Source organism: Embleya australiensis, from assembly GCF_051903075.1.
Taxonomy (GTDB): domain Bacteria; phylum Actinomycetota; class Actinomycetes; order Streptomycetales; family Streptomycetaceae; genus Embleya.
Window position 1 is genome coordinate 4,339,062 of record NZ_CP182422.1, and the last position, 19,885, is coordinate 4,358,946.

A 19,885-nucleotide genomic window follows, 5' to 3' on the forward strand; every position below is an offset into this window, starting at 1 on the left:
CTTCGGCCTTGGGTTCGACCTCGCCCTCGACTTCCGCCGGGGCTCCGGCTTCGGCTGCCGCTGAGGCTTCGGCTGTCGTCGAGGCTCCGCGTTCGGCTGCCGCTGAGGCTTCGGCCTGGCCCCCGGCCCGGATCCCGGCCGGGGGCCAGGTTCCGACCGAGGCCTCAGCTTCGGCTCCGGCCTCGGGGCCGACTGCGGTTGCGGGTCCGGTTGCGGCAGCGGGTGGGTCGGTTGGGGCGGTGGAGGGCTCGGTTGGGCAGGCGGGCGGGGATGGCGTGTCGGGGGCGGGCTCGGGAGCCGGGGGCGGGGCCGCTGGGGCTTCCGGCTCCGGAGCGTCCCTGGGCGGTTCGGCGGCTTCGGGCGAAGCGTCCCCGGTCGGCTTCTCGGGCTCGGTCGGCTCGTCCGCGCAGGGGCCGGGGCGGGACGACACGGTGACGGTCGTTGGGCCGCCGCATGTACCGGCCCCCCACCCCGTGCGGCGTCGCCGTGCCGCGGTTGGCCTCGCCGCAGCCGCGGCCGTGCTCGGCGCCGTGTTGGTCGTCGCGTACCCGCTGTCCGGCGACGACGGCGACGGTTCCGGCGCCCGCACGGCGGCCGACTCCGGCCCCGTGCCCACCGCCCCGCCGGCCGCCGGCGACCGGCCCGCCGGGCCCGCCCCCGCCTCCCCGCCGACCGCCGGTACCGGTACCGGATCGGCCTCGACCCCGACCGGCACCACCCCGCCCGGCAAGGTCGCGCCCGGCGCCTCGAAGGGCGGCACGCCGAGCACGGGAGCCGCCTCGGGCGACGACCCGCTCGGCATCGCCGTACGCCCCTACGTGTACAGCAACCCGTGCAGCCAACACTTCCTCGTCGACAGCGCCCCCGAGCAGGTCGGCCCGCCCGCCGGCGAGGCGGACGCGGTGCGCTGGTCCGGTGCGTACGGCGCGGTCTCCTCGGACGAGCAGCAGATCGCCCTCACCGTCCAGGGCCGCGAACGGGAAACGATCGTCCTGGAGGCGCTGCACGTCCGCGTCGTCGCCAAGGGCGCGCCCCTCGCCTGGAACGACTACGCGATGGGCGTCGGCTGCGGCGGCGACGTCGACACCAAGTCCTTCGACGTCGACCTCGACCGGGGCAGCCCCACCGTCACCGCGAAGAACGGCCAACGCGACTTCCCGTACAAGGTCAGCGCCACCGATCCCGAGGTCTTCTACGTCACGGTGCACACCAAGGCCCACGACGTGCGCTGGGATCTCACCCTGGACTGGTCCGCCGCCGACGGCCGCCGCGGCACGGTCAAGGTCGACAACAAGGGCAAGCCGTTCCGCACCAGCGCCGGCGCGGCCCGCCCCGGCTACGACTACCCGCTCGGCGGCGGCGAGTGGATCAAGCGCCAGGGGTAGTCGCCGATGTGCCGACGGTCAGGATGACGGCCGAGTCCTCGACGGCCTCCACCGTGTGCGGCTCCTCGGGGACGACGAGCAGGTCGCCGGAGGTGCCCTCGACGGAGTCGTCGCCCGCGGTCAGCCGGATGTGGCCGGTCAGCACGATCAGGGAGGCCTCGCCCGGGCTCTCGGGTTGATCCAGCGAGTTGCCCGCCGTGAGGGCGATCAGGGTCTGCCGCAACCGCCGGCGGGAGCCGCCGAGCATGGCGGCCGAGCTGCGGCCCGACGAGGTGCTGCGGGCCGAGGCGAGCTGCTCCTTCGTGGCCGTCCGGAGCGAGATTTTATCCATGTATGTCAGTTTCGGGGGCGATCACTCTCCGCGCATGTTCTGGTGGTCGCGGGAATGCGACGACCGGTGTGCCGGGTGATCCTGGCGAGGGGGCAGAGGGCCGCGACCGAGGAGGTAAACGACTTGCTCGGGCATCGAAGAATGAACCTCATGACCACCGATGAAAGCGTGCGTACGCGCGGAACCGTCTTCGATCGGGACGGGACGCTCGTCGCCGACTACCGGCTCGGCAACCGCTCGGGCCGACCGGCCGCGCTCGACCTGCGGCTGCATCGGCTGCCGGCCGAGGCGGCGGCCCCCGCCATCCTGACCGCGCTCCCCGGATGGGTCGTGTCGGCGCACGCGGAAACCGGTGCCGTGCTGATCGCGTCGGGCGGCCGTCTGGTGCGGCATCTGCACCGGTACGCCCGCGAGTTGGATCCGCGGGCCGACGGCCACGCCTGGGCGGATCCGCGCATCGAGGTGCGGCCGGTGACGTCCGTGCCGCCCTCGGCGCTGTACGACTCCTGGATCGCCGCCTATCCGCCCGGACATCCCGACGGCACGTCGCATCCCAATCCCGAGGACCTGGACGTCCTTTACCACGGACGTGTGCTCGGGCCCCTGCTCGACGCGAGCGTGGTGGCGCTGGATGGGGGGCGGGTGGTCGCGACGGTGCTGGTCAACGACGCCGAACAGCTCGGGCCGTGGATCAGCGAGGTCTTCCGCGATCCCGACCCCGCGTACGCCGGCCTCGGTGCCCGGCTGTTGCGCCACACGCTCGGCCTCGCCGCACGCGCCGGGCTGCCCTCGATCGGCCTCGCGGTCACCGAGGGCAATCCGGCCCGGACGGTGTACGAGCGCCTCGGATTCCGACACGACGAGTCGTTCATGCATGTCGTACTCCCGGGAGGCGAGCGGTAGACACCCCGGCGGGGGAGCGTTGGACGCGTCGATCGAGGCATGAGACACTTATGTCTCAAAAGAATTGAGGATGTCTCATGGCCGGCTCCACCTCCCTTCGTCCCGCCCGTGACCCGCGGCGCTGGGCCGTGCTCGCGATCCTGTCGGGGAGCCTGCTGATCATCTCGATGGACGCGACGATCCTGAACGTCGCATTCCCCTCCCTGGTCGCCGATCTGCGGCCCGGCTCGGTCGAGCAGTTGTGGATCATCGACTCCTACGCGCTCGCGCTGTCCGGCCTGCTGGTCACCGCCGGCGCGCTCGGCGACCGCTGGGGCCGCAAACGGCTGCTCCTGGTCGGGTTCGCGATCTTCGCGGTCGCCTCGCTGCTCGCGGTGGCGGCCACCGCGGCCTGGCACGTGATCGCCGCCCGGGTGCTGCTCGGCGTCGGCGGCGCGGCGATCATGCCCTCCACGCTGACCATCCTGCGCCAGGTGTTCACCGACGCCCGGGAGCGGGCCTTCGCCTACGCCGTGTGGTCGGCCGTCTTCGGCGGCGGCATGGCGCTCGGGCCGGTGATCGGCGGACTGCTCGTACAGTCGCACGGGTGGCAGTCGGCGTTCCTGCTGAACGTGCCGATCGCCGTCGCGGTGATCGGATTCGGCCTGTGGCTGCTGCCCGAGTCCCGCTCGCCGCGCTCCGGCGCGTGGGACTGGCCCGGGGTGGGGCTGTCCATCGTCGGCATGGCCACGCTCGCGGGCGGCGTCAAACAACTCGGCAAGGGCGGCGTGGCCGACCCCGGAGCCTGGATCCTGCTCGCGATCGCGGTGGTCACGCTGACCGTGTTCGTCCGGCGCCAACTGCGCCTCGCCCACCCGCTCCTCCAGGTCCGGCTGTTCACGAACCGCGCGTTCACGATGGCCGCGACCGCGATCTTCCTGGGCATGCTCGGCCTCGGCGCGGCGCTGTTCCTGCTCAGCCAGTGGTTCCAGTACGTCCGCGGCTACAGCCCCGTGTCCGCCGGACTACACCTGCTGCCCGCGCCGATCGCGCTGATCATGGCGTCGATGGTGGTGCCGGCGCTGATGCACCGCTTCCCGCCGCGCAACGTGCTCGCGATCGGCCTCGCGCTGATGGGCGTCGGACTGGCCCTGCCCTGGATCGGGCAGCACTTCCGGGACGTGGACTACCCGCTGATCGGCGTCTCGCTCGCGGTGGTCGGGCTCGGCGTGGGTACGTTGGCCACCGTCGCGTCGGTGGTGCTGATGTCCTCGGCGCCGGCCGCGGACGCCGGGGGCGCGGCCGCCATCGACGAGACCGCGTACGAACTCGGCGCAGCCCTCGGCGTCGCCATCCTCGGCAGCATGGCCTCCGCGCTCTACCGCTCCAACCTGGCCGACCTCGACCTCGGCGCGGCCGACCTGTCGGCGGTGCGCGAGTCGATCGGGGACGCGTCGGTGGTGGCGGACCGGCTCGGCACGGGCGGCCTGCTCACGCGGGCCGGCGACGCGTTCACGGCCGGCATGACGCCCACCTTCCTGGCCGGCGGCGTGGTCGCGCTGGTCGCCGCGGTACTGGCCTGGCGGCTGATCCCCCGCGACCTGGAACCCGCCTCCGACACGCACTGACCCGCGCCGACCGCCGGGCCGGGAAGGATGCCGGCCGGGCACGGTGGGCCGACATCGGCCGGCCGAAAGTCGTCGGTCGGGCAGTCGCGCGCCGCGTCGCACCGGACCGCCCCACGGCGGCCGAGGCGACGCCCGCCGCCGGGTCGAGGCCGCCCTCCCGGAGTCCGCGCACCCGCTCCCACCCGGGCCTTAGGAACATCCGGGGCCCCTCGGCCGTTGAGCGGATCGTAGGCACTCCGGAGCGTGCATGCGTAGCCCGAGGCCGGGCAGGCGCTGATAAAGGCCGCTATCGGCCAACCTTTCAACAGTACATCTCCGGATGGAATACCACAGGCTTCTCGTTCGTTCGAAATGTTGACGAACGCGAATGAAAGCGAGGGCTAGAGCATGCCGACTACACGTGGTGTGGCCCGACAGGGCGCCGAGCGAGTGGCGGCTTCCCGCACGCGGAAGGCTGCCGACGTCGAGCGCGACACGGTCGGTGTGTACCTGGACGAGATCAGCCGCACGAAGCTCCTGGACGCGGAGCGCGAGGTGGAGATGTCGAAGGACATCGAGGCCGGACTCTACGCACAGAAACTGATCGACGAGGACGCCGTACCCGAGGGAGTCGACCGGGCCGAACTCGACGCGCTGATCGCGCGCGGAGCGGCGGCCAAGGAACTGTTCATCCAGGCCAACCTGCGTCTGGTGGTCTCCGTCGCGCGGCGCTACCCGCGCAGCGGGATGCCGTTCCTGGACCTGGTCCAGGAGGGCAACGTGGGCTTGGTCCGCGCGGTCGAGAAGTTCGACTACGCGAAGGGCTTCAAGTTCTCCACCTACGCCACGTGGTGGATCCGGCAGGCGATCACCCGGGCGATGGCCGATCAGGCCCGCACCGTGCGACTGCCCGTGCACCTGGTCGAGGAACTCAGCAAGATCCGCCGCGTGCAGCGCGAGTTCGCCCGCGACCACGGTCGCGACCCCGAGATCCCGGAGATCGCCGAGATCGTGGGCAGCACCCCCGAGCGGGTGGTCGACGTGATCGGATGGGCGCGCGACCCGATCAGCCTGGACACCCCCGTGGGTGACGACGGCGAGACCGAACTGGGCGAACTGGTCCAGGAGACCGACCCGTTGACCCCGGAGGACATCACCCTCGCGACGCTGCGCCGGGAGCAGATAGCGGACCTGGTGGGTCGGCTCGACGGCCGTACGGCCACCATCTTGCGGGCGCGCTACGGCATGGCCGACGGCAAGGAGCACACGCTCACCGAGGTCGGCAAGCAACTCGGGCTCACCCGCGAGCGGATCCGGCAGATCGAGAAGCAGGCGCTGGTCGAACTGCGCGAGTTGGCCGCCGCCCAGGGGCTCGAGGCCGCGTGACGCGGCCCGCGCCGGAGCGCCGGCACACTGGTGCGATGGCGGAGGCGCAAGCACGCGAGGCGAACGGACCGGACGAGCCGAAGCGGCACGACCGCTTCGGCTGGGACGACCTGCTGCCCGAGACGAGTTCGGACGAGACCGACACCGGCTGGGGCGAGCACCGGACCGGCGCCGACCCGGCCGACATCCGTCGATTCCTCGACGACAAGCCGCCGCACCACTTCTGAGCCGGGGCCGCCGTCGGGCGGCCGGCGCGGCCCGGGGCGGCACAGGCGCTCGCCGCACGTAAACGAAAACGAACGGCGGGCCCGCACCTTTCCACGAAGGCGCGGGCCCGCCGTTCGACCGATCAGACGTCCGAACGCGAGGCCCCGGAGCCTCCCGCAGTCCCCGAGCCTCCCGAGGTCCCCGAGGACCCCGACGATCCGGTGCCGCCGTCGCGGCCGGAGTCCTGCTGCGGCTCCAGCCGTTCGGCGAGCAGGTCGCGGATCTCGCGCAGGATCTCGACGTCGCTCAATTCCTTCTCGCCCGCGTGTCCGAGCGCCCGCTTGCGCCGCTCCAGCATGTGGTTCATCGGCAGCACGAGCAGGAAGTAGACCACCGCCGCGGTGATCACGAACGTCAGCGCCGCGCCGAGCACCGACCCCCACAGCAGCTGGACGCCGGTCGTCTCGCCCTTCGCGTCGACGCCGCACGGGCCCTTGATGCAGGTCGTGTAGCTGTCCAGGTTCTTGGTGCCCAGCGCACCCACGACCGGGTTGATCATCCCCTTCACGAACGCGTTCACGACCGCCGTGAACGCGGCGCCGATGACCACGGCCACGGCCAGGTCGACGACGTTTCCGCGCATGAGGAACTTCTTGAAGCCGCCCACTGCTTGATTCCCATCGATCTTGATCGGTCGAGGCTCGACCGGGCGTTCCGAGCAACGATCACCACCAACAGCGGTAATAATCGTAGTAATTGCGGAATAGCCGATGAAGCCGGACAACCCGCACGAGTCTGGTGTCATTCGCGATCCGCCGCAACAACGCCGCTCAGAACCTGCGGATGGTGTAAGTGAGTCCCGGGCCGGTCGCCGCGCCCGCGAGTTCGTTCGCCACGGCGCGGGGAACCTCGAGGATAACGAGCGCTCCGGACCCGGACGCCCCGAACCGGGAATCGGTCGGGGGCGGCTTGGCCACCACCACGGCGCCGGCGGCGATCGGCCGTGCGGGGCCGGGGTGTTCGGGCGGCGGCGCGGCCAGCACGTCGATCCGGTCGCCGGGACGCAGTACGGCCACCGCGTCGGCGTCGGCGAAGCGCGCGGGCAGCGCCACCGTGCCCGCGTCGGCCGGGCCGCCGGGCCGGGTCAACCGCACGTCGGTCACCGGCTCGCCGCGCCGCAGCGGCCCGGTCAACGCGCCCCCCTCGGCCTGCCGGACCGCGCGCAGGACCCCCTCGGGGCGCAACGCCGTCGGCATCCGCACCAGGGCCAGGTCGGCGGGCCCGGGTGTGCTGCCCGCGGGCAGGTCCCGCGCGGCCACCAGGATCGGCGTGGTGGGCACGGGCGCCGGCCGGACCGCCACGATCACCGCGAGCGCGGCGACCGCCGCCGACAACGCGGCCAACCCGCGCCGATGCCGGGCCAACACGCGGCGCCACGGCGGCCGGGCGGGCGCCCCCGGCGACCCGCGAAGGGCCGGGCCGCCGGGCCGGCCGAACGACGGACCGGACGGCGATCCGAACGATCCCGAAGCGGACATCACACCTCCAACGCGGGCGGCGCACACGGTAGGGACGATGCGGCCCGACCCCCGTCGGAACCGGGGCGGGAAAACGAGGGCCGAGCCGCATCCCCACCGTGCCGCCCGCCGACCCGCCCGCGCCGAACCGCCCGGACGCCTGTGGATCACCGCCCCCCTGTGGACAACGAATTCACCCACGTGAGCGACACGACTCCCCCCACCGAGCGACCCGCCCCCGAACGGCACGAAGGCCGCCCCCCACCCGGGAGACGGCCTTCGAACACATCACACACGGCCGAACGCGCCGACCGCACAACACTCACCGACCGGCGAACCGCCTACGCGGGTCGCTCGACCTCCGCCGTGCCACAGCTGCACGTACGAGTCTTCGGCAACGCCGCCACCACGTCGAACAGCAGCGTGCGCAGCCGGTCGACGTTGGCCGCGAAGACCTCCATCACCTCGGCGTGGGTGACCCCCTCGCCCGCCTCGACGCCCGCGTCGAGGTCGGTGACCAGCGCGATGGCCGTGCAGCACAGCCCCAGATCGCGCGCGAGCACCGCCTCGGGGTGCCCGGTCATCCCGATGATCGACCAGCCCTGGGCCGAGTACCACTTGGATTCGGCCCGGGTGGAGAAGCGCGGCCCCTCGATCACCACGAGGGTGCCGCCGTCCACCGGCTCCCACCCCGAGGCGCGGGCGCCCGCGATGGCCACCGCGCGCCCGTCGGCGCAGTACGGGTCGGCGAACGTGGTGTGCACCACCGGCGGCACGCTGCCGTCGGCGAGCGGCAGCCCGTCGAAGAACGTCTGGACGCGGCCGGAGGTGCGGTCGATCAGCTGATCGGGGACCACCAGCGTGCCCGGGCCCAGTTCGGCCCGCAGACCGCCCGTCGCGCACGGCGCGAGCACCTGCGTGACCCCGACGGCCCGCAGCGCCCACAGGTTGGCGCGGTAGTTGATCCGGTGCGGCGGGATCGAGTGGTCGCGGCCGTGCCGGGGCAGGAACGCGACCCGACGGCCGGCCACCTCGCCCAGGAAGAGCGCGTCGCTGGGCGCGCCGTACGGCGTGTCCACCCGCACCTCGACCACGTCGTCCAGGAAGGCGTAGAACCCGGAACCGCCGATCACACCGATCTCGGCCGGGGCCACCCCCGCCGGCAACACGCCGGTCGTCATCGCTCAGGCCGCCGTCGACGTCGTACCGGACGAGCCGGCCGAGGACGACGAAGACGTCGAGGACGTCGACGACGAAGACGAGGACGACGAACCCTCCGAGGACGAGGAGGAGGACGAACCCGACGAACCCGTCGAGGACGCCCCGGCCGTCGCCGGTGTCGACGACGTGCTCGAGCCGCGGCTGTCGGTCCGGTAGAAGCCGGAGCCCTTGAACACGACGCCCACCGCCGAGAAGACCTTGCGCAGCCTGCCCTGGCAGGCGGGGCACACGGTCAGCGCGTCGTCCGTGAACTTCTGGACGGCCTCGAGGCCCTCGCCACAGGCGGTGCACTGGTACTGGTACGTCGGCACGGTCTGGTCCTCCTTCGACAGACAGGTCAGCTGGGTACTGGCACTCTCACCTGTCGAGTGCCAATGGTGCAGCATCCACCGGAGTTCCGTCCACCACGGTGGTGGTCGTCGGTGTAATGGGTGTCACATCCGCCTTCGGCTTCAGCAGCCGTTGCCCGGCCAGCACCACCAGGAAGCCGATGCCGGCCGAGGCCAGGGTGAGCGCGAACCCGGCGCCCGAGCCGCGCGCGTCGGTGAGCATCCCGGAGAACGTCGAGCCGAGCGCGAGGCCGAGCCCGATCGCCCCGGTCAACCAGGTGAACGCCTCGGTCTTGGCCGCGGCCGGGACGAGCGTGTCGACGAGGGTGAAGCCGGTGATCAGCGTGGGTGCGATCGCCAGTCCGCACAGCAACGCGACGGGCACCATGATTCCCACCGACGGGATGGCCCACAGCGGCGCGGTGCCGAGCGCGAGCAGCGCGAACATCACCACCATCCGGCGGTGCGCGGCCCGCCGCCAGGCGATCGCGCCGTAGACGGCCCCGGCGATCAGGCTGCCGCCCGCGAAGACCGCGTACAGCGCGCCCGCCAAGCCGGGCCGGCCGGCCTCCTCGGCGAACGCGGTGACCGAGACCTGCACGGTGCCGAAGACCCCGCCGATGCAGATGAACGCGACCACGAGCAGGCGTACCCCGCCGATCCGCAGCGCGGACGTGTGCGGCGTGTCACCGGCCGTGCGGACCACCCGCCGGGGCGCGGTGCCGCGTTGTGTCGCGAACAACAACGACCCGACCACGGTCAGCGCGGCCTCGACCACCAGGCCGGCCGCCGGGTGTACGCCGGTGGCCAGGAAGGTGGCCACCACCGGGCCGACCACGAAGGTGAACTCGTCGGTCACCGATTCGAACGCGAACGCGGTCGGCAGCAGCGGCGACCGCTCCAGGTGCGCCGCCCAGCGGGCCCGCACCATCGAGCCGATCTGCGGCACCGTCGCGCCGGAGAGCACCGCGGTCGTGAACAGCAGCCACAGCGGCGCCTCGGCGAGCGCGGCCACGATCAGCGCGGACACCGCCGCGCCGTGCAGCAGCGCGCCGGGTACGACCACCGCCGCCTGGCCGAAGCGGTCGGCGAGCCGACCCGTCTGCGGGCCGACGAAGGCCAGCGCCACGGCCGCCGCGGCGGAGACCGCGCCGGCCGTGCCGTATGAGCCGGTGGTGTGTTTGACCAGCAGCACGATGCCCAGGCCGAGCATCGCGTAGGGCAGCCGCGCGATCAGCGCGGGAGCCAGGAATCGCCAGGCGGAGGGGGTCCGCAGCAGCGTGGAGTACGTGGAGATCATGCGCACCGCCCCCGGCGGGCGCGTGCGGCGGTCCGATGCGTGGGCATCGTGGGCATCGCGGGTTGTCGCTTCCTGCCACCTGGTGACGCACAGGGGAAACCCCGGTGCGCCGAGAGCTGTCCTCGAAAGCGTCCACCGGGGTAGATACCGAAGCGTTGTGCCTCGGCCGCCGTGCGGTCACGACGCCAGCCCTGCGTCAGGCAGAGTCGGTGTGTGCAGTGGGATCGGCGTCCGGGACGCCCTGGGGCGCCCCGCCGACGATCAACCATACGATTGTATCCCAGGCACATCCGGTCCGGGCCGACGGCGAGGCGCCGCGCCTCAGGTGTCGCCCTTGACCCCGAACCAGCCCGCGAGCTTGCCGCCCCGGCTGACCGCGCGCAGTCGGTCCTCCGTCTCGTCGCGCACCGCGTCGGTGGTCACCACGAGCAGGTCGTCGCCGCGCCGCAGCACGGTGGTCGGCTCGGGGACGAAGCTCCCGTCCTCGCGCACGATCAGGGTGACCGCGGCCCCGCGCGGCAGGCGCAGCTCGCCGACCTCCACGCCGTGCATCCGCGAACCCGTCGGCACGTTCACCGACAGCAGGTGGCCGTGCAGCTTCTCCAGCGGCGCGGACTCCACGCCGAGGTCGGTCGGCTCGTCGGCACCCGCGAAACCGGCCTTGCGCGCTATCCACGGCAGTGTGGGCCCCTGGACCAGGGTGAACACGACGACCAGCACGAAGGTGATGTTGAACAGCCGCTGGGCGTCGGGGATGTCCTTCACGATCGGGATGGTCGCCAGCACGATGGGCACCGCCCCGCGCAGGCCCGCCCAGGACAGGATCAGCTGCTCGCGCCACGGTATGCGAAACGGCGACGTGGTCACGATCACCGACAGCGGCCGGGCCACCAGCAGCAGGATGGTGCCGATCACCAGCGCCGGGACCACCGCGCTGCCCAACTCGTGCGGGGTGACCAGCAGTCCGAGCAGGACGAACAGCCCGATCTGGGCGATCCAACCGAGCCCCTCGGCGAAGCCGCGCGTGGCCGGGCCGTGCGGGAGTTGCGAGTTGCCCAGGACCAGCGCGGTCAGGTAGACCGCGAGGAACCCGCTGCCGTGCGCCAACGCGCCGCCGGAGTAGGCCAGCACGCACAGCGCCATCACCGCGATCGGATACAGGCCGGAGGCCGGCAGCGCGACGTGGCGCAGGCCGAGCGCGCCGAGCCGGCCGACCGCGAGGCCGACCGCCGCGCCTATCGTCAGCTCCAGGCCGATCTCGCCGAGGATCCTGTACCAGGGTTCGATGTGGCTCGTGTGGGCGAACGTGACCACCAGGATCACCACCGGCGCGTCGTTGAAGCCGGATTCGGCCTCCAGCAACCCGGTCAACCGGTGCGGCAGCGGCAACTTGCGCAACACCGAGAAGACCGCGGCGGCGTCCGTGGAGGACACGATCGCGCCCATCAGGATCGCGGTCGACCAGTCCACGTCGAGCACGATCCTGGTGGCCAACGCGGTGACCGCGACGCTCACCCCGACCCCGACGGTGGACAACACCGCCGCCGCCGGCACCGACGGCCTGATCTCCTTCCAACTGGTGGCGATCCCGCCCTCCGCGAGGATCACTATCAGCGCGGCGTAGCCGAGCGTCTGGGTCAGTTCGGCGTTGTCGAAACCTATGCCGAGGCCGTCGGCCCCGATCACCATTCCGAGTCCGAGGTAGAGCAGCAGGCTCGGCAGTCCGGTGCGGGTCGCCAGGCGGACCGCTATGACGGCGGACAGCATGACGAGGGCCCCCAGGAGCAGGACCTGGTTGAGCTCGGGCACGGACACGTGCGTCACCTCCGGCGGTCGTCGGTCCGGCCACCCCCCAGGCGGCCGCACGGAGTGCTTGAACATGAAGGCAGACGACGACGGGCGAAGCCGGCGCCGCGAATGCGCAGAGAATCAGCGGGCCTTGGAACGGGGGGCCCTGCCGCGCCGGCGAACCGGCGATCAATTACCTACGCCTGGCAAATATTTTACCAAAGCGAAGGATCCATACCCCACAGGGGTCCCGTCTCGTACCGGTGGCTGTGCTGTCGACGACACTCGGCTTTTAAGGTGTCCCTTGCCGCACCGACCGCATAAGGACCTTGATGCCTCCCTCGAAGACGCCCGACCCGGAGCAGCCCCCCGGTGGCCAGGACGCCTCATCCTCCGGGTGGGACGACTGGCCCACGGGCGAGTGGCCCACATCGCAGTGGGCCGCGGCGGATCCGGTCGCGGCCCAGCGGCGCGCGGAAGAACGCGCGGAGCGTGAGCGCCGGGCCGCGCCCGAGCCGTACGCCGAACCCGAGCCGTACGCCCCGCAAGAGCAAGAGCAAGAGCCCCACGTCCAGCCCTACGTCCCGCAGGAGCCGTACGCGCCGCGGCAGGACCCCCATCCGGCGCAGGAGCCCCACGCCGGACAAGAGCCGTACGCCCCACCGGAGTCACCCGCCCACGGGGAGCCCTACCCGCCCCTGGAGCCGTACGCGGAGCCGGCCGCGGGGTCGGTCCCGCCGCCCGCCGCGGCGCCCGTACCGCCCGCGCCGCGCGCCGCCGAGCCACCGCCGCCCGCGCCCGCACCGATCCCGGCACCCGCGCCCGCACCCTCGCCCTCCGCCGAGACCGGCTCCACCGCCGAGCCCGCGGCCGCCGCGCCCGGCGCCCCGGCCGACACCGAGGCCGCCGAGCCCGCCGCCGGCGGCACCGGCAAGGTCAAGGAACGATCGAACACCCCCAAGGGGCCGTCCAAGGCATGGCGCCGGTTCCGGCTGACCGCCATCGTCTTCGTCGTGGTGCTCGCCATCGCGGCCGGCGGACTCGGCTGGTGGGGCTGGCAGTTGTCCCGCGACTCGTTCCCGCAGACCAGTGGCACCGTGCGGATCGCGGGGCTGACCGGCAAGGTGGACGTGGTCCGCGACGCCCAGGGCATCCCGCAGGTGTACGCCGACACGTCCGAGGACCTGTTCCGGGGGCAGGGCTACGTACACGCCCAGGACCGGTTCTGGGAGATGGACGTACGCCGGCACATGACCGCGGGCCGATTGTCCGAGATGTTCGGTTCCGGGCAGGTGGACAACGACAAGTTCCTGCGCACGCTCGGCTGGCGCAAGGTGGCCGAGCAGGAATACGCGGCGCTGGCCCCGGAGTCGCAGAAGTTCCTCCAGGCCTACGCCGACGGGGTCAACGCCTATCTGAAGGACCACAAGGGCGCCGACGCGTCGTTCGAATACGCGCTGCTCGGTCTCGTGCACGACGGCTACAAGGCCGAGCCGTGGACCCCCGTCGACTCGGTCGCCTGGCTCAAGGCGATGGCGTGGGACCTGCGGACCAACATGCAGGACGAGATCGACCGCGCGCTGCTGTCCGACAAGCTGACGGTCAACCGGATCGACGAGCTGTACCCGCCGTACCCGTACGACACGAACAAGCCGATCGTGCGCAACGGCGACATCGTCAAGGACGGCAAGACCGAGCGCTTCGCCCAGGACGCGCCGCCGCCGGCGCCGTCCAAGAACGCGCAGACCGCGCTGGCCAACCTCTCGGAGTCGTTGTCCAAGCTGCCCTCGCTGTTCAGCGAGAAGTCGTCGGGCGTCGGCTCCAACTCGTGGGTGGTGGCCGGCAGCCGCACCACCACCGGCAAGCCGCTGCTCGCCAACGACCCGCACCTGTCGCCGTCGCTGCCGTCGGTCTGGTACCAGATGGGGCTGCACTGTCGCGCGGTCGGACCGCAGTGCCAATACGACGTCTCCGGCTACACGTTCTCCGGCATGCCCGGCGTGATCATCGGCCACAACCAGAAGATCTCCTGGGGCTTCACCAACCTCGGCGCCGACGTGACCGACCTGTACCTGGAGAAGGTCCAGGGCGACGGCGTGCTCTACGACTCCAAGTGGGAGCCGTTCAAGGAGGTCCGTCAGGAGACCATCAAGGTCGCCGGGGGCGCCGATCGCCGGATCACCGTGCGCACCACCCGACACGGACCGATCCTGACCGACGCGGTCGACGAGTCAGACGACCTGAAGCAGGTCGGCAAGGACGCGCCGATCCCCGACCTGAGCCCCCAGCGCGAGGACGGCTACGCGGTCGCCCTGCGCTGGACCGCGCTCGACCCGGGCAGCTCGATGGACGCGCTCTTCCAACTGGACCGGGCACAGAACTGGAACGACTTCCGCGCCGCGCTGAAGAACTTCGACGCGCCGTCGCAGAACGCGATCTACGCCGACGTCGAGGGCCACATCGGCTACCAGGCGCCCGGCAAGATCCCACTGCGCCGCAGCGGCGACGGCCGGTGGCCGGTGTACGGGTGGGACTCGAAGTACGACTGGCTGGGCACCATCCCGTTCGAGTCGTTGCCGAACGTGTACGACCCGCAGGAGGGCTACATCGTCACCGCGAACAACGCGGTGACCTCGCCGGCGTACCCGTATCTGCTGACCTCCGACTGGGGGTACGGCGCCCGCAGCGCGCGGATCGAGGAGATGATCACCAAGGCGCCGGGCAAGATCGATCCGGCGATGATGCAGAAGATGCAGGTCGACGACATCAACCCGGTCGCGCAGTTCCTGGTCCCGGCCCTGCTGGCGGTGCGGATCGACGATCCGTGGGTGCGCGAGGCGCAGGACCTGCTCAAGGACTGGAACAAGCGCAACGACGCCGACTCCACGGCCGCGGCGTACTTCAACGCGGTGTGGCGTCAGGTGCTGATGCTCGCGTTCGGCGACAAGATGCCGTTCTCGGTCCGGGCCGACAACGACTGCGCGAGCAACGCGGACAACACGCACGTGCAGTGCGGTGACCGGGACGACTCGACCGCGCAGCCCGACGGCGGCGACCGGTGGAACGAGGTCGTACGCACACTGCTGGCCACCCCGGAGAGCCCGTGGTGGAACATCTCCAAGAACCCGGGCGCGATCACCACCCGCGACGGGCTGCTGCACAAGGCGATGACCGAGGCGAAGAAGGACCTCACCGCCCGGCTCGGCAAGGACATCGACACCTGGTCGTGGGGCCGGCTGCACACGCTGACCCTGCGCAATCAGACCCTGGGCACCGAGGGTCCGGGCGTGGTCAAGTGGATGCTCAACCGGGGGCCGTACGGGATGGCCGGCGGCGAGGGGCTGGTCAACGCGACCGGCTGGAACGCCGCGCAGGGCTACGAGGTGACCACCGTGCCGTCGATGCGGATGGTGGTGGACATGTCCGACCTGGACGCGTCCCGGTGGATCAACCTGACCGGCGCCTCCGGGCACGTGTGGCACGACAACTACACCGATCAGACCGACCTGTGGCGCAAGGGCGAGACGCTGCCGTGGGCGTTCACGCCGGCGGCGGTGGACAAGGCGGCCAAACACCGGCTGACCCTGCTCCCGGCCGGTCCGGCGGCACCGGGCAAGCCGTGACGGGCGCCCGCGGCGGTGCTACCGGGTGAACCGGTACACCGCCGCGGGCGTCACCGCGACGTCCACGGGGACGTCGTGCGGCTCGGCCGGCACCCGATCGAGCACCTCGCCGTCGTACAGCAGCACCACGGTGACCGCCGCCTCCGGCACCCGGGCCAGCGCCCGGTCGTAGGAGCCGCCGCCGCGCCCCAGCCGCATCCCCCGGCGGTCCACCGCGAGCCCGGGCACCACCAGCACATCGGCCGTGCGCACCGCCTCCGGGCCGAGCCGCGGCCCGATCGGCTCGCGCAGCCCGCGGCCGGCCGGCACCAGCGACGCCGGCCCCTCGTACAGCGCCCAGTCCAGGTCGTTGTCGGCCAGCAGCACCGGCAGCAGCACCCGCCGGGTCGCCCCGGCGGCCAGGTCCTCGGCCAGATCCCGCCCGCCCGGCTCGGAGCCCACCGGCACATACGCCGCGACGGTGCCCGCGGCGGCGATCTCGGGGAGCGCGAGGAGCGCGCCCCGGAGCGCGCGACTCGCCGCGACACGCCGGTCCGACCCGACGCGTGACCGTGAGTTCATCAACTGTGACCTCAGCGTGGCCTTGTCGTTGAGGATGTCCTTCATGCTGTTCCCTGAATGACGTGTTTGGACGGGTTACCGAAGGAGTCCGCGCAATCGACACAGTTCGCGCCATCGCACCGGACCCGGATCCCGCATGAGCCTGACTTTCGAACGCCTTTTGATCATCCTGCTCGTCGGCGCGCTCGCGGTCGCGGTCGGCTCGCTGACGGTCGCCGTACGCCGGTTGCGCGCGATCGCCGGCAACGAACTGCCCGAACTGCGGCACGAGGTCACCCGGTTGGAGCTGAACCGGGCCGAGTTGGAGCGGCTGTCGGTCACCGATCCGCTGACCGGCGTGTGGAACTACCGCTATCTGCAACTCGTGCTGGACCGCGAGGTGATGCGGGCGACCCGGTTCGGCCGGCCGCTGGGGCTGCTCATGCTCGACCTCGACCACTTCCGCGCGGTCAACGAGCGGCACGGCCACCAGGGCGCGGGAGCGGTGTTGCGCGAGGTGGCCCAGCGGCTGGCCCTGGAGATCCGCCAGGTGGACACCATCGCCCGGTACGGCGGCGAGGAGTTCGTGATCCTGCTGCCCGAGACCGACGCGGCCGGGGCGGCCAAGGTGGCGGAGCGGCTGTGCTACGCCGTACGCCGGGGCACGTTCGGCCCGGCGACCGACCCGGTCCCGCTGACCATGGCAATCGGCACCGCCGTGCTGCCCGCGGACGGCACCCACGCCACGACCCTGCTGCGCGCCGCCGACCGGGCGCTGGCCCGGGCCAAGCGGGCGGGCGGCGACCGGTTCTGCGGACCGGACCCGGCCGAGACCGGGCCACCGGCCGACAACCGGCCAATCGCCGGGCTTCATGGCACCCCCGGCGACCTCACCCGTTAGTGTGCGGCCATGTCTGCGCGTCATGTGTTCCGGCTCACCAAGGCGGTCGTGCCCGCCGCCGGCCTCGGTACCCGCTTCCTGCCGGCGACCAAGGCCACACCCAAGGAGATGTTGCCGGTCGTGGACACGCCGGCCATCCAGTACGTGGTCGAGGAGGCCGTCGCGGCCGGGCTCACCGACGTACTGATGATCACCGGGCGCAACAAACGCGCCCTGGAGGACCACTTCGACCGGGCGTACGAACTCGAACACGCGCTGGCCGCCAAGGGCGACGTGGACCGGCTCAAGCTGGTCCGCGAGTCGAGCGAGTTGGCCGCGATCCACTACGTGCGCCAAGGCGACCCGCGCGGCCTCGGGCACGCGGTGTCCTGCGCTCGGCCGCACGTCGGCGACGAGCCGTTCGCGGTGCTGCTGGGCGACGACCTGATCGACCCGCGCGATCCGCTGCTCGCCACGATGCTCCGGGTGCGGAGCGAACTCGGCGGCAGCGTCGTGGCGTTGATCGAGGTCGACCCGGCGCAGGTGCACCTGTACGGCTGTGCGGCGGTGGAACCCCTGGCCGAGGGCGTCTCCGAGCCCGGCGTGGTGCGGGTGACCGACCTGGTGGAGAAGCCGGAGACCGGGACCGCGCCGAGCAACTACGCGGTGATCGGCCGTTATCTGCTGGACCCGGCGGTGTTCGACGTACTGGAGCAGACCCCGCCCGGTCGGGGCGGCGAGATCCAGTTGACCGACGCCCTGCGGGTGCTCGCGAAGCGTGGGCCGGACGAGGGCGGCACCGTGCACGGCGTGCTGTTCGAAGGGCGCCGCTACGACACGGGCGACCGGGCCGACTATCTGCGTGCCATCGTGAAGCTGGCATGCGAGCGTGAAGACTTGGGGCCCGAATTCCGGGCCTGGTTGAGGCAGTACGTGAACGAGGAGATGCACGGATGAAAAGCGTCGAGGACCATCTGGGCGGGATCCTCGAACGGATCGCCCCGCTCGCGCCCCTCGAACTGCAACTGCTCGACGCGCACGGCAGTCTCCTGGTCGACGAGGTGGCCGCCACCGGCGACCTGCCGCCGTTCGACAACTCGTCGATGGACGGCTACGCGGTGCGGCTGGCCGATGTCGCGGACGCGGGCGAGCAGTACCCGGTGGTGCTCGAGGTGGTGGACGACATCGCCGCCGGCGACACCCCGAAGGTCGCGCTCGGATCGGGCACGTGCGCGCGGATCATGACCGGTGCGCCGGTGCCGGAGGGCACCGAGGCGATCGTGCCGGTGGAGTGGACCGACGCGGGGCTGCCGACCGTGCGGATCACGAAGGCGCCGTCGAGCGGGCAGTTCATCCGGCGGCGGGGCGACGACGTGTCGGCGGGGCAGACCGTGCTGGACGCCGGGACCACGATCGGCTCCGCCCAAGTCGGCCTGCTCGCCGCGATCGGCCGGGAGCGGATCCGGGTCCGGCCCAGGCCGCGCGTGGTGATCCTGTCCACCGGCAGCGAGCTGATCCAGCCCGGCCGGCCGATCGGCCCCGGGCAGATCCGCGACTCGAACAGCTACATGCTCACCGCCGCCGCACGCGAGGCCGGCGCGATCGCTTACCGCGTCGGCAACGTGCCCGACGACCCCAAGGTGCTGATCGACACCATCGAGGACCAGCTGATCCGGGCGGACCTGGTGGTCACCACCGGCGGGGTCAGCGCGGGCGCCTACGACGTGGTCAAGGAAGTGTTGTCCGAACTGGGCACGGTCGAGTTCGGCAAGGTCGCGATGCAGCCGGGGATGCCGCAGGGCTTCGGGGTGATCGGCCCCGACGAGACGCCGATCTTCACCCTCCCGGGCAATCCGGTCAGTGCCTTCGTGTCCTTCGAGGTGTTCGTCCGGCCGGCGCTGCTGCGGATGCAGGGCGCCGCGGTCACCGAGCGCCCGACCGTGCGGGCGACCTGTTCGACGGCGCTGACCTCGCCCGAGGGCAAGCGTCAGTTCCTGCGTGCGTGGTACACCCCGCCGGTCGACGGCGTGGGCGAGGGCACGGTCGATCCGGTCGGCGGCACCGGCTCCCACCTGCTCGGCAGTCTCGCCCGGGCGAACGCGCTGATCAGCCTTCCCGCCGAGGTCACCGCGGTGGCCGAAGGCGCCGAGGTGTCCGTGATGCTGCTCGGCTGAGCGGGCGGCGGCGCCTGCGTCCGGGCGCCGCGATCGCGGTCCGGGCGTGCCCGTGCATGCGGGGCGCCCGGTTGTGCCTCTAACGTTGCCCCGACATGAAACGCCGGTTCGACGCACACGGAAGTCGGACACGGACGGCACTTCGACGCCCGCCGCAACGGGGGGCTCACCGTATGGGGTGGACAGTTGACGCGCGGCGCCAAGAACCTCACGCACCTCGACGAGGCCGGCGCGGCCCGCATGGTGGACGTCACGGCCAAGGACGTCTCGGTCCGCACGGGCACCGCGTCGGGCCGGGTGCTCGTGTCGCCGCGGGTGGTCGAACTCCTGCGTGGCGAGGGCGTACCCAAGGGTGACGCGCTGGCCACCGCCCGGATCGCGGGCATCATGGCGGCCAAGCGCACCCCCGACCTGGTACCGCTGTGCCACCCGATCGCGCTGCACGGCGTCGCGGTGGATCTGTCGGTGCACGACGACGCGGTGGCGATCACCGCGACCGTGCGCACCGCCGACCGCACCGGTGTCGAGATGGAGGCGCTGACGGCGGTCTCCGTGGCGGCGCTGACGGTGGTGGACATGGTCAAGGCGGTGGACCCGGGCGCGGTGATCACCGATGTACGGGTCGAGGCGAAGACGGGCGGAGTCTCCGGGGACTGGCAGCGGGACCCGGGGGCAGGGGCCACACAACGGGACGGAGGGCAAGTCTGATGCGAGC

18 protein-coding genes are annotated in these 19,885 nt (G+C 72.0%); 10 read left to right on the forward strand and 8 right to left on the reverse strand.

The window, feature by feature from the left end; all coding sequences use genetic code 11:
* Nucleotides 1-530: 530 nt before the first annotated feature.
* Nucleotides 531-1,385, forward strand: coding sequence for a hypothetical protein (locus tag ACMXN5_RS18760; RefSeq protein WP_439676229.1), 855 nt, complete (start codon nucleotides 531-533; stop codon nucleotides 1,383-1,385).
* Here the strand turns inward: ACMXN5_RS18760 and ACMXN5_RS18765 are convergent.
* On the reverse strand, nucleotides 1,369-1,716 hold the full coding sequence (locus ACMXN5_RS18765; RefSeq protein ID WP_439676230.1) for a LuxR family transcriptional regulator: 348 nt from the start codon (nucleotides 1,714-1,716) through the stop codon (nucleotides 1,369-1,371). The two genes, ACMXN5_RS18760 and ACMXN5_RS18765, sit on opposite strands and share 17 nt — an antisense overlap.
* Before the next feature lie 150 nt (nucleotides 1,717-1,866).
* On the opposite strand from ACMXN5_RS18765, the gene ACMXN5_RS18770 reads away from it, so the two are divergent.
* The 4 genes from ACMXN5_RS18770 to ACMXN5_RS18785 all read left to right on the forward strand — a co-directional run bounded on the left by ACMXN5_RS18770 (nucleotide 1,867) and on the right by ACMXN5_RS18785 (nucleotide 5,818).
* Nucleotides 1,867-2,619: a GNAT family N-acetyltransferase gene (locus tag ACMXN5_RS18770; RefSeq protein ID WP_439676232.1), complete on the forward strand. Its 753-nt coding sequence runs from the start codon at nucleotides 1,867-1,869 to the stop codon at nucleotides 2,617-2,619.
* A 77-nt stretch (nucleotides 2,620-2,696) separates the two neighbouring features.
* Nucleotides 2,697-4,226, forward strand: coding sequence for an MFS transporter (locus ACMXN5_RS18775; RefSeq protein WP_439676233.1), 1,530 nt, complete (start codon nucleotides 2,697-2,699; stop codon nucleotides 4,224-4,226).
* 387 nt (nucleotides 4,227-4,613) lie between these two features.
* Nucleotides 4,614-5,591: a sigma-70 family RNA polymerase sigma factor gene (locus tag ACMXN5_RS18780; protein WP_439676234.1), complete on the forward strand. Its 978-nt coding sequence runs from the start codon at nucleotides 4,614-4,616 to the stop codon at nucleotides 5,589-5,591.
* A gap of 35 nt (nucleotides 5,592-5,626) precedes the next feature.
* A complete protein-coding gene (locus ACMXN5_RS18785; RefSeq protein ID WP_395799118.1) occupies nucleotides 5,627-5,818 on the forward strand; it encodes a hypothetical protein in 192 nt (63 codons plus the stop codon).
* A 122-nt stretch (nucleotides 5,819-5,940) separates the two neighbouring features.
* Here ACMXN5_RS18785 and mscL read toward each other — a convergent pair whose 3' ends face one another.
* From mscL to ACMXN5_RS18815, 6 genes are all read right to left on the reverse strand, one after another.
* The gene (mscL, locus tag ACMXN5_RS18790; RefSeq protein ID WP_439678036.1) at nucleotides 5,941-6,465 is read right to left on the reverse strand and encodes a large conductance mechanosensitive channel protein MscL; all 525 of its coding nucleotides are present in this window, start codon (nucleotides 6,463-6,465) and stop codon (nucleotides 5,941-5,943) included.
* Between the two features lie 163 nt (nucleotides 6,466-6,628).
* On the reverse strand, nucleotides 6,629-7,336 hold the full coding sequence (locus tag ACMXN5_RS18795) for an SAF domain-containing protein (RefSeq protein ID WP_439676235.1): 708 nt from the start codon (nucleotides 7,334-7,336) through the stop codon (nucleotides 6,629-6,631).
* A gap of 320 nt (nucleotides 7,337-7,656) precedes the next feature.
* Complete coding sequence (locus ACMXN5_RS18800) at nucleotides 7,657-8,496, reverse strand: S-methyl-5'-thioadenosine phosphorylase (RefSeq protein WP_439676236.1); 840 nt, start codon at nucleotides 8,494-8,496, stop codon at nucleotides 7,657-7,659.
* A 3-nt stretch (nucleotides 8,497-8,499) separates the two neighbouring features.
* The gene (locus ACMXN5_RS18805) at nucleotides 8,500-8,847 is read right to left on the reverse strand and encodes an FmdB family zinc ribbon protein (protein WP_439676237.1); all 348 of its coding nucleotides are present in this window, start codon (nucleotides 8,845-8,847) and stop codon (nucleotides 8,500-8,502) included.
* A gap of 46 nt (nucleotides 8,848-8,893) precedes the next feature.
* Entirely contained in the window at nucleotides 8,894-10,165 is a 1,272-nt protein-coding gene (locus tag ACMXN5_RS18810) for an MFS transporter (RefSeq protein WP_380009161.1), read from the reverse strand.
* Nucleotides 10,166-10,486: 321 nt separating this feature from the next.
* On the reverse strand, nucleotides 10,487-12,046 hold the full coding sequence (locus tag ACMXN5_RS18815; protein ID WP_439676238.1) for a potassium/proton antiporter: 1,560 nt from the start codon (nucleotides 12,044-12,046) through the stop codon (nucleotides 10,487-10,489).
* Nucleotides 12,047-12,285: 239 nt separating this feature from the next.
* Here ACMXN5_RS18815 and ACMXN5_RS18820 point away from each other — a divergent pair, with 239 nt between their 5' ends.
* Nucleotides 12,286-15,576, forward strand: a complete 3,291-nt coding sequence (locus ACMXN5_RS18820) for a penicillin acylase family protein (RefSeq protein WP_439676239.1) — start codon at nucleotides 12,286-12,288, stop codon at nucleotides 15,574-15,576.
* A gap of 18 nt (nucleotides 15,577-15,594) precedes the next feature.
* Here ACMXN5_RS18820 and ACMXN5_RS18825 read toward each other — a convergent pair whose 3' ends face one another.
* The gene (locus ACMXN5_RS18825) at nucleotides 15,595-16,182 is read right to left on the reverse strand and encodes a 5-formyltetrahydrofolate cyclo-ligase (RefSeq protein ID WP_439676240.1); all 588 of its coding nucleotides are present in this window, start codon (nucleotides 16,180-16,182) and stop codon (nucleotides 15,595-15,597) included.
* A gap of 91 nt (nucleotides 16,183-16,273) precedes the next feature.
* On the opposite strand from ACMXN5_RS18825, the gene ACMXN5_RS18830 reads away from it, so the two are divergent.
* The 4 genes from ACMXN5_RS18830 (at nucleotide 16,274) to moaC (ending at nucleotide 19,878) form a co-directional block, all read left to right on the forward strand.
* The gene (locus ACMXN5_RS18830) at nucleotides 16,274-17,017 is read left to right on the forward strand and encodes a GGDEF domain-containing protein (protein ID WP_439676241.1); all 744 of its coding nucleotides are present in this window, start codon (nucleotides 16,274-16,276) and stop codon (nucleotides 17,015-17,017) included.
* A gap of 9 nt (nucleotides 17,018-17,026) precedes the next feature.
* The gene (gene galU, locus ACMXN5_RS18835; RefSeq protein WP_395799136.1) at nucleotides 17,027-17,953 is read left to right on the forward strand and encodes a UTP--glucose-1-phosphate uridylyltransferase GalU; all 927 of its coding nucleotides are present in this window, start codon (nucleotides 17,027-17,029) and stop codon (nucleotides 17,951-17,953) included.
* A complete protein-coding gene (gene glp, locus ACMXN5_RS18840; protein WP_439676242.1) occupies nucleotides 17,950-19,170 on the forward strand; it encodes a molybdotransferase-like divisome protein Glp in 1,221 nt (406 codons plus the stop codon). The genes galU and glp overlap by 4 nt, the downstream gene beginning before the upstream one ends.
* 240 nt (nucleotides 19,171-19,410) lie before the next feature.
* Entirely contained in the window at nucleotides 19,411-19,878 is a 468-nt protein-coding gene (gene moaC, locus ACMXN5_RS18845) for a cyclic pyranopterin monophosphate synthase MoaC (RefSeq protein WP_235618915.1), read from the forward strand.
* Nucleotides 19,879-19,885: the final 7 nt, after the last annotated feature.

Bases quoted from the DNA above. Each gene is read 5' to 3' on its own strand.
- ACMXN5_RS18765 (WP_439676230.1), bottom strand. From the start codon at position 1,716: ATGGATAAAATCTCGCTCCGGACGGCCACGAAGGAGCAGCTCGCCTCG.
- ACMXN5_RS18770 (WP_439676232.1), top strand. From the start codon at position 1,867: ATGACCACCGATGAAAGCGTGCGTACGCGCGGAACCGTCTTCGATCGG.
- ACMXN5_RS18775 (WP_439676233.1), top strand. From the start codon at position 2,697: ATGGCCGGCTCCACCTCCCTTCGTCCCGCCCGTGACCCGCGGCGCTGG.
- ACMXN5_RS18780 (WP_439676234.1), top strand. From the start codon at position 4,614: ATGCCGACTACACGTGGTGTGGCCCGACAGGGCGCCGAGCGAGTGGCG.
- ACMXN5_RS18785 (WP_395799118.1), top strand. From the start codon at position 5,627: ATGGCGGAGGCGCAAGCACGCGAGGCGAACGGACCGGACGAGCCGAAG.
- ACMXN5_RS18795 (WP_439676235.1), bottom strand. From the start codon at position 7,336: ATGTCCGCTTCGGGATCGTTCGGATCGCCGTCCGGTCCGTCGTTCGGC.
- ACMXN5_RS18800 (WP_439676236.1), bottom strand. From the start codon at position 8,496: ATGACGACCGGCGTGTTGCCGGCGGGGGTGGCCCCGGCCGAGATCGGT.
- ACMXN5_RS18810 (WP_380009161.1), bottom strand. From the start codon at position 10,165: ATGATCTCCACGTACTCCACGCTGCTGCGGACCCCCTCCGCCTGGCGA.
- ACMXN5_RS18815 (WP_439676238.1), bottom strand. From the start codon at position 12,046: ATGTTCAAGCACTCCGTGCGGCCGCCTGGGGGGTGGCCGGACCGACGA.
- ACMXN5_RS18820 (WP_439676239.1), top strand. From the start codon at position 12,286: ATGCCTCCCTCGAAGACGCCCGACCCGGAGCAGCCCCCCGGTGGCCAG.
- ACMXN5_RS18825 (WP_439676240.1), bottom strand. From the start codon at position 16,182: ATGAAGGACATCCTCAACGACAAGGCCACGCTGAGGTCACAGTTGATG.
- ACMXN5_RS18830 (WP_439676241.1), top strand. From the start codon at position 16,274: ATGAGCCTGACTTTCGAACGCCTTTTGATCATCCTGCTCGTCGGCGCG.
- galU (WP_395799136.1), top strand. From the start codon at position 17,027: ATGTCTGCGCGTCATGTGTTCCGGCTCACCAAGGCGGTCGTGCCCGCC.
- glp (WP_439676242.1), top strand. From the start codon at position 17,950: ATGAAAAGCGTCGAGGACCATCTGGGCGGGATCCTCGAACGGATCGCC.
- moaC (WP_235618915.1), top strand. From the start codon at position 19,411: ATGGTGGACGTCACGGCCAAGGACGTCTCGGTCCGCACGGGCACCGCG.